The sequence below is a fragment of the Mucilaginibacter sp. PAMB04274 genome (assembly GCF_039634385.2).
Classification (GTDB): domain Bacteria; phylum Bacteroidota; class Bacteroidia; order Sphingobacteriales; family Sphingobacteriaceae; genus Mucilaginibacter.
The window spans coordinates 906068-921296 of sequence record NZ_CP155081.2; the positions used below are offsets into that span (position 1 = coordinate 906068).

9 protein-coding genes are annotated in these 15229 nt (G+C 45.2%); 6 read left to right on the forward strand and 3 right to left on the reverse strand.

Going from position 1 to position 15229, the window contains the following annotated elements; translation table 11 throughout:
- Positions 1-46 precede the first annotated feature (46 nt).
- The gene (gene secA, locus ABDD95_RS03815; protein ID WP_345950575.1) at positions 47-3343 is read right to left on the reverse strand and encodes a preprotein translocase subunit SecA; all 3297 of its coding nucleotides are present in this window, start codon (positions 3341-3343) and stop codon (positions 47-49) included.
- 218 nt (positions 3344-3561) lie between these two features.
- Between secA and purD the strand changes: the two genes are divergently transcribed.
- Entirely contained in the window at positions 3562-4836 is a 1275-nt protein-coding gene (purD, locus tag ABDD95_RS03820) for a phosphoribosylamine--glycine ligase (protein ID WP_345950576.1), read from the forward strand.
- 231 nt (positions 4837-5067) lie between these two features.
- Here the strand turns inward: purD and ABDD95_RS03825 are convergent, their stop codons facing one another.
- On the reverse strand, positions 5068-8325 hold the full coding sequence (locus ABDD95_RS03825; protein WP_345950577.1) for a S41 family peptidase: 3258 nt from the start codon (positions 8323-8325) through the stop codon (positions 5068-5070).
- Positions 8326-8457: 132 nt separating this feature from the next.
- Positions 8458-9894, reverse strand: coding sequence for an asparagine--tRNA ligase (gene asnS / locus ABDD95_RS03830; RefSeq protein WP_345950578.1), 1437 nt, complete (start codon positions 9892-9894; stop codon positions 8458-8460).
- Positions 9895-10029: 135 nt separating this feature from the next.
- Between asnS and ABDD95_RS03835 the strand changes: the two genes are divergently transcribed.
- The 5 genes from ABDD95_RS03835 to ABDD95_RS03855 all read left to right on the forward strand — a co-directional run bounded on the left by ABDD95_RS03835 (position 10030) and on the right by ABDD95_RS03855 (position 15227).
- Positions 10030-10653 carry a hypothetical protein gene (locus ABDD95_RS03835; protein ID WP_345950579.1) on the forward strand — a complete coding sequence of 208 codons (624 nt, stop codon included), beginning with the start codon at positions 10030-10032 and terminating at the stop codon, positions 10651-10653.
- 45 nt (positions 10654-10698) lie between these two features.
- Positions 10699-12648 (forward strand): DNA primase, encoded by a 1950-nt coding sequence (gene dnaG / locus ABDD95_RS03840; protein WP_345950580.1) that lies wholly within the window; start codon positions 10699-10701, stop codon positions 12646-12648.
- A gap of 2 nt (positions 12649-12650) precedes the next feature.
- Complete coding sequence (locus tag ABDD95_RS03845; protein ID WP_345950581.1) at positions 12651-13016, forward strand: YraN family protein; 366 nt, start codon at positions 12651-12653, stop codon at positions 13014-13016.
- 13 nt (positions 13017-13029) lie between these two features.
- Entirely contained in the window at positions 13030-14097 is a 1068-nt protein-coding gene (locus ABDD95_RS03850) for a glutaminyl-peptide cyclotransferase (RefSeq protein ID WP_345950582.1), read from the forward strand.
- A 260-nt stretch (positions 14098-14357) separates the two neighbouring features.
- On the forward strand, positions 14358-15227 hold the full coding sequence (locus ABDD95_RS03855) for an STAS domain-containing protein (protein ID WP_345950583.1): 870 nt from the start codon (positions 14358-14360) through the stop codon (positions 15225-15227).
- The last annotated feature ends 2 nt before the right edge of the window (positions 15228-15229 follow it).

Consider the following 15229-nt stretch of genomic DNA (forward strand, 5'->3'; position numbering starts at 1 on the left):
AAATCCTGCAAACAGCATTACATAGTTATTTTTGTGTTAACGAAACCTATGCGCCGTGGCAGTTTTTGAACTTTTTGCCGCTACCACACGGGCAAGGATCGTTACGACCTATTTTTTGCTCAGCGCGTACAGGTGTTTGTTTCTCCTGTATCTCTTCATCGGGCACGCCGTTGGTTTCGTGTACCAGTTCGGGCTTGCTCATCCGCATCTGACGCATATCGGTACGCGGAATAGGGCGGGCCTCGTGCACTTCTTCGGGAGCCTGCTGTACCGGAATACCGCCTCTAAACAGGAAGCTAACCAGCTCCTTGTTTACATTGGCCAGCATTTGACGGAACAATTGGAAAGCTTCGAACTTGTAAACCAGCAATGGGTCCTTTTGCTCATAAACGGCATTTTGTACCGATTGCTTTAATTCGTCCATCTCGCGCAGGTGTTCTTTCCATGCATCGTCAATCAAGTACAAGGTTACGTTCTTTTCAAAAGATTTGAACACCTCCAGACCGTGATTGTCAACCGCTTTTTTCAACGGAACAGCTACCTGTATGCCATGTACACCATCGGTAAATGGCACTACAATGTTTTCTACATACTCACCGCGGGTTTCATAAACGTCTTTCAGTACCGGGTATGCCTGCTCGGCAATGCCTTCAGTTTTGCGTTTATAAAAATCGGTTACTACATTAAAGGTGCCTTCAACCAGGTTATTCAGGTTAGCCGCGGTAAATTCTTCCTGGCTTATCTCCGGATCAACCGAAAACAAGCGGATCATTTCCATACGGAAGCCTTCGTAGTTGTTAGCCTCTTTGTATTCGGTAACTACATCCTCAACCACATCAAAAATGGTGTTGCTAATGTCAACATCCAAACGCTCGCCAAATAAGGCGTTTTTACGTTTAGCGTAAACTACGGTACGCTGTGAGTTCATCACGTCATCATACTCCAGCAAGCGCTTACGGATACCAAAGTTGTTTTCTTCCACTTTTTTCTGCGCACGCTCTATCGATTTGGTAATCATAGAGTGCTGAATAACTTCGCCTTCTTCAATGCCCATGCGTACCATCAGGTTAGAGATACGCTCTGAGCCGAATAAACGCATCAGGTTATCCTCTAACGATACAAAGAACTGTGAAGAACCCGGGTCGCCCTGACGACCTGCACGACCGCGCAACTGGCGGTCAACACGGCGCGACTCATGACGCTCTGTACCTACAATGGCTAAACCGCCGGCTTCTTTTACGCCTTTGCCTAGCTTAATATCCGTACCACGGCCAGCCATGTTGGTAGCTATGGTTACAGTACCAGCCTGACCCGCTTCGGCCACAATATCGGCCTCCTTTTGGTGCATTTTGGCATTCAGTACGTTATGCTTGATACCGCGCAGCTTAAGCATACGGCTCAATAGTTCTGATATTTCTACCGAAGTGGTACCTACCAACACCGGGCGACCTGCCTGGGTAAGCTTTACGATCTCCTCGGCCACGGCGTTGTATTTTTCGCGCATGGTGCGATATACCAAATCCTGGCGGTCATCGCGCTGGGCAACTACGTTGGTTGGAATTTCTACCACATCCAGCTTGTAAATTTCCCATAGCTCACCTGCTTCAGTTACAGCTGTACCGGTCATACCGCAAAGCTTGTGGTACATCCTAAAGTAATTTTGCAGGGTAATGGTTGCAAAGGTTTGCGTAGCGTCCTCAACCTTTACATTCTCTTTAGCTTCAATAGCCTGGTGCAAACCGTCAGAATAGCGGCGGCCATCCAGTACACGACCGGTTTGCTCATCCACAATCTTTACCTTGCCTTCATCCAGAATGTATTCAGTATCCTTTTCGAAAAGGGTATAGGCTTTTAGTAACTGGTTGATAGAGTGGATACGCTCAGATTTAATAGAGAAATCACGCATCAGCTCATCTTTCTGCGCCAATTTTTCCTCGGGCGAAAGATCAGACTTCTCAATTTTTGCAATCTCGGTACCAACATCAGGCATTACAAAGAATTTAGGATCTTCGCCGGATGCAGTGATCAGCTCAATACCTTTTTCAGTAAGTTCAACCGAGTTGTTTTTTTCATCAATTACAAAGAACAATTCCGTATCAACCTTAGGCATTTCCTTGCCTTGGTCTTGCATGTAATAATTCTCTGTTTTTTGCAAAACGGTACGGTTAGCGCCTTCACTTAAAAATTTGATCAGCGCTTTGCTCTTAGGCAAACCACGGTGAGCACGCAATAGGGCCAAGCCACCTTCATCGCTACCGGTTTTGCCGTCGTTTATTTGTTTTTTTGCTTCGTTTAAAGCAGTGTTTATATAAGTTTTCTGTGCATTTACCAAGCGCTCAATACGTGGTTTAAGCATGTAAAATTCATGCTCATCACCGCGTGGTATAGGGCCCGAAATAATTAAAGGCGTACGAGCGTCGTCAACTAACACAGAGTCAACCTCATCCACCATAGCAAAGTGAAGTTTGCGTTGTACCAGCTCTTCTGGAGTGCGTGTCATATTGTCACGCAGGTAATCAAAACCAAACTCATTGTTGGTACCAAAGGTGATATCGGCCAGGTAAGCATTACGGCGTGATTCCGAATTAGGCTCATGCTTGTCAATACAATCAACCGATAAACCATGGAATTCGTACAGCGGTCCCATCCACTCCGAGTCACGACGAGCCAGGTAATCGTTCACGGTTACGATATGTACGCCTTGGCCGGCCAGTGCATTTAAATATGCAGGTAGTGTAGCTACCAGGGTTTTACCCTCACCGGTTGCCATCTCGGCAATTTTACCGCTATGGAGTACAATACCGCCAATCAGCTGCACATCATAGTGCACCATGTTCCATGTAACTTCGTTTCCTGCAGCTATCCAGGTATTGCTGTGGGTGGCTTTATCGCCTTTAATTACAACGTTGCCTTTTTTAGCAGCCAGCTGGCGGTCGAAATCGGTAGCGGTAACTTCAATAGTAGGGTTGTTGGCAAAACGGCGGGCCGTTTCTTTTACTACGGCAAAAGCCGAAGGTAATATATCTAACAGGATAACTTCCAGCTCTTTGTTGCGGTCTTTTTCAAGCTTGTCAACACGGCTGTAAAGCTCCACTTTGGCGTTCACGTCCAGGTTGGTATCAGCCGATTCAATTTCGCTTTTAATGGCTTGTATTTGCTCATCAATGGCAGCAAGGCCTTCGGCAATTCTCGCTTTAAAATCTGTTGTTTTAGCCCTTAACTCATCATTGCTGAGGTTGTCGAGCTTTGCAAATTCGCCTTTTATTTTTTCAACCAGGGGCTGTATGCTTTTTACATCCCTTTCCGATTTACTTCCAAAAAGCTTACTAATAAATCCTAACATAATTTCGATATAATACTCCGTCTATCCCAACAATTACGCCAGCCACACCTTGGGTGGCATAATGGCAGGTAAAGGTAGTGATTTTTAGGCATAGAGCCAAGAATCAACACTCAAGAAACAAGCGTTTGGAACCACGTTTTTTAATGAGCTATAGAAATACGAACCGGTTCTCGACTCTTGGCACTTGGTTCTGAACCCAAACTATTATCTTTACCGCCATGAACATTCTACTCATCGGTTCGGGCGGCCGCGAAAGTGCATTTGCCTGGAAACTAAGCCAAAGCCCTAAATGCGAACAGCTTTTTATTGCACCCGGTAATGCAGGCACCGGCCAGTATGGTACCAACGTTGATATTAAAGTAACCGATTTTGAAGGTATTAAGGCCTTTGTACTTAGCAACGGCATTAACCTGGTTATAGTAGGACCCGAAGAACCGCTGGTAAAAGGTATACACGATTTCTTTTTAAATGATGAGCAACTGAAAAACGTTCCGGTTATTGGGCCGCAGCGTGAAGCGGCTCAGCTTGAAGGCAGTAAGGATTTTTCGAAGCAGTTTATGCAGCGGCACAACATCCCAACGGCGGCATCGCGCACGTTCACTCGCGATACCTTGCAGGATGGTTTAAGCTACCTGGCTACCCAGGGTTTGCCGGTGGTTTTAAAGGCCGACGGCCTGGCGGCAGGCAAAGGCGTTTTAATATGCCTTACCCTGCAGGAAGCCCAGCAGGAATTGGTAGAAATGCTTACCGAAGCCAAGTTTGGTGAAGCCAGTTCAAAAGTAGTAGTAGAACAGTTTTTACAAGGCATAGAACTATCGGTTTTTGTACTGACTGATGGTAACAGCTATAAGATTTTACCGGAGGCTAAAGATTATAAACGTATTGGCGAAGGTGATAGCGGCTTAAATACAGGTGGTATGGGTTCAGTATCGCCGGTTCCGTTTGCCGATGAAATTTTTATGCGGAAAGTAGAAGAGCGTGTGGTGATACCCACTGTTGAAGGATTAAAGCAGGATGGCATTCCTTACAAAGGGTTTATTTTTATTGGGCTGATGAATTGTGAGGGTGAGCCATGGGTAATTGAATATAACTGCCGCATGGGCGACCCTGAAACCGAGAGCGTGTTGCCACGTATAGAGTCTGACCTGATAGATTTATTAATGGGCGTGGCCGAAGGCAATCTGATTGAAAAACAATTCACCATATCACCCAAAATAGCGGCTACTGTAGTTTGTGTAGCAGGCGGCTATCCGGGCGAGTATTTGAAAGATAAAGCAATAAGCGGATTGGATAATGTGCGCGGATCCATCGCTTTTCATGCCGGCACTGGCATGCAGGGCGAAGATGTGATAACTACCGGCGGCCGTGTGCTGGCCATTACTTCATTGCAGGACGATCTTTTTACCGCCCTGCAACAAGCCACACTGGATGCAAGCCGTATTTATTATGACGGTAAGTATTTTAGGAAAGATATTGGATTTGATTTGTTGTAATATCCTGGCAACCCTCCCAGATGGGCTTTGCACCAGGTTGGTAAAATACATTTATAGTTGTCTGTTTATACTGAGTTAACGGATGGTAAAACACAAAGAGCCTGGCAAATGCCGGGCTCTTTGTGTTTAAGGCCATAAAACCTATCACCTCGAATGGCAGGGAGATATCTTGAATGGATGAGCTTATTTGTATGTTTTGTAAAGCTCTCTCTCCGCTCTAAGGGGTGGCGATTAGTGACCTTTTACCGTTTGCAGCATCTCCTTAACGGCTGCTTCCAGTTGTTGGTCTTGCCCGTTCAAAATCTTGCTGTAGTCAGCCGGAACGCGAATATCTGGCTCCAGCTGATGGTTTTCTGTCGGGTGGTTCTCACCTGGTCCCCATGAGGACACCATCGGGATCCCGAACACCAGGGTGCCGTCTATCTGGCGTTCCCACCAAACAGCGGTACCTGTGCCGGCAACCGGCATACCTACCAGTTTGCCTAATTTTAAAGCTTTATAAGCGTATGGGAACATAAATGCGTCAGAGTAATTACCCTCGCTCATGAGCACGCAGCTGGGTTTGTTCCATTTGCTTAATGATTCTCCTCCCTCGGTTGGTGTGCCCTGTGGCCGCAGCTGGAAGTATAGCTTGCCGCCTAAAAAGGTAACCAATTCATCGTGCAGCCAGCCACCGCCGTTAAAGCGGGTATCTACAATTAGTGCTTTTTTGTTATAGTTGCGGCCAAGTACCTTGTCAACTGTTACGCGGTAGCTGGGGTCATTCATTCCCTGTACATGCACATAGCCAACCTGTCCGTTCGATAGGCTGTCAGTCAGGTGTTCCATCTGCCTGATCCAGCGGTTGTACAGTAGAACGCTTCTTTCAAAACCAGGGCGTACCGGTTTTACATTCTCTTCGTAGCGGGTATTGGTTTTAGGATCATGGAAGCTAATTAGCGTATACTTATCGGCCTTGTGGTTCAATAGCTTTGTCCAATCTGCATCATCGGTAATAGTTTCGCCATCAATTTTATCAATCACAAAGCCTTTTTTCATCTTGGTACGGGCCACATCAAACGGACCGCCGGTTATTATATCGGCCACTACCAAGCCGTTGCCGCCTTTGGTTTGATCGTACAGCAAGCCCAGTGCGCCGGTTTCATCAGCGTTAGGGAACACTGGCGAATAGCGGCCGCCAGTATGTGAGCCATTCAGCTCGCCCAAAAACTCGCTTAACAGTATCTGAAAATCATAGTTATTGTTGATGTGCGGCAGGAACTTAGCATAGGTGGTATGGTAGTAATCCCAATCCACGCCCTGCAGTTTAGGATCGAAGAACTTTTTGGTTACTTGTTTCCAGGCATGGTCAAACACATAAGCACGTTCACCGGCAGCATCCAGATCCATAGTGCTGTTGATTTTTACAGGCGTTATTTTGCCGTCATCAACGTTTACTTTCATCACATTACCACCAGCCAGCACAAACAGGCTTTTACCATCGGGCGTTAGCTCCAACGAACCGCCTTGTGCATTAAGCGAAGCCAGTACTTTACTTTCCTTGGTACGTGGCATGCTCACCCATAGGTCAAAGCCTTTATCAAAACGGGCCAGGTAAAAGACCTTTTCGCCGTCTTTAGACATAATAACGTCCGAAATATCGGTAGACGTTAAAGTTAAGCGTACGGTGCGGTCGCTCAGATTTTTAAGGTTGGGCGTATATGCATAAGGAGCTATGCCTGCCGGAGTTTTGGCATTAGCAGGTGTTGATTTGGTAGTGGCCGATGATCTGTTTAGCGAATCTCTCTTTTCTTCCTGTTTGCGAATATCCAAGTCCTCCTTGCTTAGCTGGAACCTATCCCAGGCAGCCTGATCAAAAAACATGGCATAAACGTCATCTTGCGCACCGCGCGAGAAGTTTTTACGGCCCTGCTTATCGGATAGCCAGTAGATCATCTTACCGTTCAGTCCCCATTGCGGATGGCCATCATTGAAGCCGCTTTCGGTTAAGTTGATGCGGTCGCCGGTGCCATCGGCTTTTATTAAGGCTATTTCGCTACGGCCATAAGCACCCTCGCTTGATTCGGCAGCCAGGTAACGGCTATCGGGCGACCATGAAAAGAACTGGTCGCCATCAGAGTAAGAAAAATTAATGCCTGCAGGAATTACAGTGACCGACTTTTTGGTAGCCACGTCATACACTTTAACGGTGTTGCGTTCTTCCAGGTAGGCTATCTTTTTGCCATCCGGCGAGTAAACGCCCTGAAATTCTTCTTTGGAGGAATTAATAACCGGTTCGGTTGCCAACGTGGTTGATGCAAAAAAGTAAGGCTCATTGCGGTTGGCTAAGCTGGTTTTATAAATGTCCCATGATGTGGTATTTTCAACCGAATACAGCAAAGTGCGGCCATCCGGGCTAAATTTTACCATACGCTCCTGGTAAGGGGTGTTGGTAATGCGCTTGGTAATGTTCCCATCTGCCGAGGCTACAAATATTTCGCCACGGTAAACAAAGGCTACTTCCTTGCCGTTCGGTGATACGGTAATTTCGGTAGCATCGCCGCGTACAGGCATGTTTTGTACCTGGTCGCCGTTAAAATCAGCGCTGAGGCCAATGTTTACTTTCACCGGTTGCTGGCCGTCTTTCATGGTAAACAGTTCGCCGTTTTGGGTGAATGCCAACAGGCCGTCATCAGAGCGGGAAAGGTTACGTACCGGGTCTTTGGTAAAGGTGGTAAGCTGTGTAGGGTTGTTATAATCGCTTAATGAGGCGCGGTACAAGTTTTGGTTGCCATTGCGTTCACTCAGATAATAAAAGGCATCGCCGTTGCCCCAAACCGGTTCGCGGTCTTCGCCTACGTAGGTTGATACCTTGGTATATGATTTTTTGGTTACATCATACGCCCAGATGTCGCGTGTAACGGCTGAGGTATGGTGTTTGCGCCAGGGGTCTTCATACCCTTTGCGGTCCTGGTAAATAAATTTATCGCCTGTCTTGTTAAAATGTACATACTCTGTACCTGCCGAGTTAATCATAACACTGCGTCCGCCTTTAACCGGCACAGCGTACATCTTAGCAAAATAAGCATTGCCCGGAAAGCGTACCGAAGTATAAATATCATGACGGTCGGTGCCAAAATATACCTTCTGATTATCTACCGAAAAGTCCATTGGAATATCCCTTTCAGAAGCAAAGGTAAGGCGGGTAGCCTGGCCGCCATCAGCAGGCATTACATACACGTCAAAATTGCCATAACGGTCGGAGGCAAAGGCAATAGTTTTACTATCATGGCTCCAAACAGGGTAGCCGTTATAGGCGCTGTTGATAGTTAAGGGAACAGCAGTGCCGCCGCTTGCGGCTACTTTAAACAGGTTACCTTTGTATTCAAAAGCAATCCACTTACCATCTGGAGATAGGGTAGGTTGCTGCATCCAGAGTAAGTGTTGCTGCGCAAACACCGTACTTTGGGCTAAAACAAATGCAGTAAGCAGGAGTAGGAGTTTTTTCATGCACTTAGTGAGTTAAATAAGAAGTTAATGCATTAAAAGTAGGCAAAAAGCTGTTTAATGCCTTTTTTTTAATGGATTTATTACAAAAAAGAAAAGCCTCCTGTAAGGGAGGCTCTATTTGTAAGTACTTTATTAAAACTCGGCGTTCTTTGGGAACCTTGGAAAAGGAATCACATCGCGGATATTACCCATGCCCGTTACAAACAGTACCAGGCGCTCAAAGCCTAAGCCAAAGCCGGCGTGCGGGCAGCCACCAAAACGGCGGGTATCCAGGTACCACCAAAGCTCATCCTTAGGGATGCCAATCTCGTCCATACGCTGCTCCAGCTTGTCCAAACGTTCTTCACGCTGCGAACCGCCTACAATTTCGCCTATGCCAGGGAACAGAATGTCCATAGCGGCAACTGTTTTTCCGTCATCGTTTTGGCGCATGTAAAAGGACTTGATCTCCTTAGGGTAATCGGTTAAAATAACCGGTTTCTTAAAGTGTTTCTCTACCAGGTAACGCTCATGCTCTGATTGCAAATCGGCACCCCAACCCTCAATTAGGTACTGGAACTTTTTCTTTTTATTCGGCGTCGAATCTTTTAAAATATCGATAGCCTGCGTATAGGTTAAACGCTCAAACTCATTATCTAAACAAAACTGTAGTTTCTCCAGCAAGGTCATTTCCGAGCGTTCCTGTTGTGGTTTGGTTTTCTCTTCTTCCTGCAGGCGCTGGGTTAAAAACTCAATATCCTCGCGGTTATGCTCTAAGGCATAGTTTATCACGTATTTTAACAAGCCTTCGGCCAGGTCCATATTGTCGGCCAGGTCATAAAAAGCCATTTCGGGCTCAATCATCCAAAACTCCGCCAGGTGACGGGTTGTGTTGGAGTTTTCGGCACGGAAAGTTGGACCGAAAGTATAGATGTCGCTCAGGGCCATAGCGCCTAATTCACCTTCTAACTGACCAGATACGGTAAGATTAGTGGCACGGCCAAAAAAGTCTTGTTTAAAATCTATCTCACCCGTCTCGGTTCTTGGCGGATTGGCCAGATCGAGGTTGGTTACCTTAAAAGCCTCGCCGGCACCCTCTGCATCCGAAGCCGTAATTACCGGCGTATGCAGGTACACAAAGCCTTTCTCCTGAAAAAACTGATGCACCGCAAAAGCCAGGCTGTTACGCACTCTGAAGATGGCGCCAAACGTATTGGTACGAAAACGCAGGTGTGCAATCTCACGCAAAAATTCCAGGCTGTGCTTTTTGGGCTGCAAGGGGTATTTTTCGGGGTCGCTATCGCCCAAAATCTCAATGTGGGTAGCTTTAACATCAACCGCCTGCCCTTTGCCTAAACTGGCAACCAGTTTACCCGTTACACTCAGCGCAGCACCGGTGGTAATGCGCTTAAGTAAAGCCTCGTCTGTATTTTGAAAATCAACAACAATTTGAATGTTATTATTGGTTGAGCCATCATTTAAAGCAATAAACTGATTATTACGGAAGGTGCGTACCCATCCTTTAACGTTTACTTCCTGTTCGGTAGGTATAGTTTGCAACAGTGCTTTAATTTTAATTCGATCGCTCATGTCTAAAAATTTAAGAAGCGCAAAAATACAATTTAGATGCAAGAATCAAGAGCCGGGAACCAAGAGTATTATCAGCACTTCGCGGGGTGCTTTTTAATTTGTTTAGTTTTGTAGTAAACCAGCCATAAATTTTAGATGCCCGTTAAATCGCTCCAGCAAATCTTTGATGATTACGAAACCAATTTTGTGGATAGTCCGGCTTTCGTGATCAAGTTTGTTGAACTCAATCCGGCTGTGCTGGCTGCACCGGGCCAGTTGCGCGAACGGGATGACCTTTTAAAAGTGGCTGCCATTGTTGGCAAGTATTTTAAAGCGTTGATGCAAACCAAGCAGTACCAAAAAGTAGTTAATGAAGTTGATCTTGTGCTTACGGAGTTTGATGCAAATATGCGCCTGTTAAAAATGCAGCCAAATCAAGAGAAATGGTACCTGCACCTTATGTTTTTTAAAGGTGAGGCGCTGTACAATTTAAACTTTTACAAAAATGCGCTGGATCATTTTAACCAGATGTTGGTTTTAACACCCGACAATGCCATTATTAAAAAGTGGATCTTTTACTCCAAAACCATGGTATACAAACGGTATCATGACGGGGCCTTTATAATAGGCGGGGTGCTTATTATAGGTAGCATTTTATTGGTTAACTATTTCCATCACTGGATAAATGCAATGATTAGCTTTATTGGGTTAGCGTTGGTGCTTTACACTTTTGCCATTAAGTACATCTATCACAAAAACAGAAAAGCCGATATGAGCTAATCCGTTTTTAACTCTGTGGGCAATTAGTTATATCTTTGTACCTGCATGATTACCAAAGCCACCATAGACCGTATAATGGAAGCCATCGACATTGTTGAGGTGATTGGGGAGTTTGTGCAATTGAAAAAACGAGGGGCTAACTTTATAGGCTTGTCGCCGTTTGCAAACGAGAAAACGCCATCGTTCACGGTGTCGCCGGCTAAGGGAATATTTAAGGATTTTTCCACTGGTAAAGGCGGGTCGGCCGTTACGTTCCTGATGGAGCATGAGAAATTCAGCTACCCTGAGGCGCTAAAATGGCTGGCAAAAAAATACAACATCGAGGTAGACGAATTACAGGACAGGCCGGAAAATGCAGAGGCCGATAACCGTCGCGAAAACCTGATGGTGGTAACCAGCTACGCTGCCAAGTTTTTTCAGGAGGCCATGTGGGATACCAGTGAGGGTAAAAGCATTGGCCTGAGCTACTTTAAAGAACGCGGTTTTACAACCGATATCATCAAGAAATTCGAGCTCGGTTACTCGCCCGATAATTGGGAGGCGTTTACCTCAACAGCTATCAATAAGGGCTACCAGCCGCAGTATCTCGAAGAAAGCGGGTTATCGGTAAAACGTGATAATGGTACATTGTATGACCGCTATCGTGGCCGGGTAATGTTTCCAATACACGGCTTTACCGGCCGGGTAATTGCTTTTGGCGGGCGTACGCTTAAAACCGATAAAAAGGTACCCAAGTACGTAAACTCACCCGAGTCAGAGATCTATCACAAATCGAGCGTATTATACGGGCTTTTCTTTGCCAAAAAAAGCATACGCGACGAGGATAATTGCTACCTGGTTGAGGGTTATGCCGACGTGTTGTCGGTGCACCAGGCCGGTATTGAAAACGTGGTGGCTTCATCAGGTACGTCGCTTACGGTGGAGCAGATCAGGCTCATTGGTCGATTCACCAAAAATATCACCATTTTATACGATGGTGATGCGGCAGGTATCAAGGCATCGCTGCGCGGACTTGATCTTATACTGGAAGAAGGACTTAATGTTAAGGTAGTGCTCTTTCCGGATGGGCACGACCCCGACTCTTACGTGCGCGAAGTTGGCAGCAATGCGTTTAAGGGCTATATCGATCAAAACAAAAAAGACTTTATTTTATATAAAACCAGCATCCTACTTAAAGAAGCTGGCTCCGATCCCATACAGCGCGCTAACGTAATACGCGAAATAGTGGAGAGCATTGCGCGTATACCCGACTCTATTAAAGCATCGGTATTCATTCGCGAGTGCAGTCACCAGTTGCAGATTGATGAGCGTATTTTGTTGTCGGAACTGAATAAGATGCGGTTGGCCAAAAGTAAAAAGGATGGTCAGCAACAGCAACAACAACGGCCTTATGGATACGAAGAGTTGCCCCCGCCCGATGAACCGCACTTTTTTGATGAGCCTGTTGCACCAGCCAAGCCCGTTGAAACCAGCCTCCTGCAAGAGCGCGAAGTGATACGTTTATTATTGGTTTATGGCAACCAGATCATTAACTGGGATAATATTGCCAATACTTACATTGGTCCGTTTGTAATAGCAGAGCTAAGCGATGTGGAGTTTGAGAACGCCGCCTGCAAAAGCTTTTTTGAAATATATAAGCAACAGCTTGAGAACGGTGTATTGCCCGAAGAACAGTTTTTTATTCATCATCTTGATAAGCAGATTGTTGATTTAACAGTAGATCTGCTGGCTACCAAATATACATTGAGCGAGAACTGGTATAACATGCATCGCATTTTTGTGCACGAGGAGCAAATGAACATGAAAGCCACTATATTGGGCGCCATATTTCACCTCAAAAAACAAAAGGTGGGCAAGATACTAGACCAGCTGCGTACCGATCTGCAAAATGCCCAGGAACCGGCCGATCAGGACATCATCATGACGCAGTACCTGCAAATGAAGAAGATTGAAAAGCACATTGTAGATTACCTGGGGTCTGTTATTATTAAATAAAAATGGCCGTCCACAATGAATTAGGCCGCCGAGGCGAAGCATTAGCCAAGGCGCATCTGGAAGCAGCCAGTTATGAGATACTGGACGAAAACTGGACTTTTGGCCGCGCCGAGGTAGATTTAATTGCTTATAAAGACAAGGTTATTATATTTACCGAAGTTAAAACGCGTACCGGCAACGGCTTTGGTGAACCCGAAGATTTTGTGGATAGCCGAAAGCAGAAGCTGCTGGCCGATGCGGCCGACGAATATATTTATTTAATGAATCATCAGGGCGAAGTGCGATTTGATATTGTGGCTATACTATTTACACCTAAAGATACGTATACATTAAAACATATTGAAGATGCCTTTTGGCCAACAGCCTGATTATAAATTTTGCATGAAGCATAAGCATATCTTATACCTGGCGGCGGGTTTGCTGGCCATATACAGTTGTAATCCTAAAAATCAATCGGTAAACCTGGGCATTAGCCCCGAGGCCGGCACCAATTACAAACAAGGCGATAAAGTAAGTATTAAGGTTGCTTACCCCGCCGATATGAAGACTGACTCAGTAGTGTACCTGCTCGATTCGGCTCGTTTAGCCAGTCGTAAAGACTCATCTGCGTTTGAACTTACCACTGATAGCATTACCCTGGGTCCAAAAATCATCACAGCAAAAATTTACGCTGCAGGCCAGGTGCAGGAGGTAAGTACCAACATAAACGTGTTGGCTGCCAGGGCACCTGAGGCTTACGGTTTCGAGGTTGAGAAGACCTTTCCGCATGATACCAGCAGTTATATTGAAGGATTAGTATATCATAACGGCTTTTTATATGAAAGCGATGGTGGCAGGGTAGCCGAAGGAACCGGGCAATCCAGCCTGCGTAAAGTAGATTTAACCACCGGCAAGGTGCTGCAAAAAACAGATGTTGACCCTAAAGTTTTTGCTGAAGGTATTGCCTTGGTAGACGATAAAATTGTACAGCTCACCTACACCGAAAAGATTGGCTACGTTTACGATGCTAACACATTTAAGCTGCTACAAACCTTTACCAATAATGTAGGCATTGAGGGCTGGGGAATGTGTTATGATGGTAAACAGCTATATATGGACGATAGCAGTAACCGCATATGGTTCCTGGATAAAAACAATTACCATGCAATCGGTTCTATTGATGTATATGATGATCAGGGCCCTGTAAATAAGCTTAATGAATTAGAGTATATTAATGGCAAAATATACGCCAACGTGTACGAAACCAACGATATTGTGGTAATTGATCCTAAAACAGGTGCCGTGCTACAGCGGGTAGATTTAAGTACCTTGTATCCTGAGGATGCGCGCGCAAATTCTCCGGGCGCTGAGGTCATGAACGGCATAGCCTGGGATGCTGCAGGCAAGCGCTTATTTGTAACTGGCAAGAAATGGCCAAAATTGTATCAAATTAAACTGGTGAAAAAGTAAGCTGGCGTTACATATTAAAAGTAAGACTTTAAAAGTCCGGTCAATAAGAGCCGGACTTTCCTTTTTTAATTAAAGCAGCTCACTTGTTGCTCGTGCTGAATAAAATTTACTTTAAATGTAATATAGAAAAATATCCCGTTATCACTTATTTAAAATACCTACTTTTAGGCCGAGAATTAATTAATAGGTACTGATTTATCTTTTTTGCTAAATCAGCAATTATAATTTTAAAATCATTCCTAAGTTTCAATCTGAACAATATGGCTCAATCTGCACAGATCTTAAAGAACAAGAAAAATGACATCCTGGAACTATGGATGAAAAACCAGTTAACTGATGCTGGCCTTCGCGATGATTTGATGAGTAACGAAGAATTACGCTCACAATCTGAAGAGCTGGTAGACACGCTGATTGGTTCGCTAAGTGCAGATAATATTACCGATGCCGAGTCGTCTGACTTTGACGGTGTTATTGAGATACTGGGTGGCATATCTATAACACGTGCCCGCCAGGGTTACAGCCCACGCGAAACAGGAGCTTACGTACTAAGCCTGAAGGAAGCGCTGCTTTCCATCCTGGAAACTGAACTTAAAAATGACTTGGCTTCTTTGTATGAAGAAAGCATTAAAGTAAGTCGCCTGATTGACAATTTTAGCATTATCACTTTTGAAACTTTTATTAAGGGTCGTGAGGAAGTTATTTTACGTCAAACAGATGAGATTGCTGAAATCTCTACACCCGTTATACGCGTTTGGGACGGCATTTTAGCCCTGCCCATTATTGGTACTTTAGATAGCTCACGCACACAGGTAGTAATGGAAAACCTGCTGCAGGAGATTGTAGATACCGGTAGCAGTATTGCCATATTGGATATATCGGGCGTACCGGCGGTTGACTCGCTTGTAGCGCAGCACTTAATAAAAACCGTAAGCGCTACCCGCTTAATGGGTGCCGAATGTATAATCAGTGGTATTCGTCCCGAAATTGCGCAAACCATTGTTCACCTCGGTATAGATCTTTCTAACATCGTAACCAAGGCTTCATTAGCCCATGCACTTAAATTTGCTTTTGCTACTCTGCGATTAGAGGTGAAAAAGAAAGCTGGAGTAGTGGTTGAAAAAGCGAATTAATT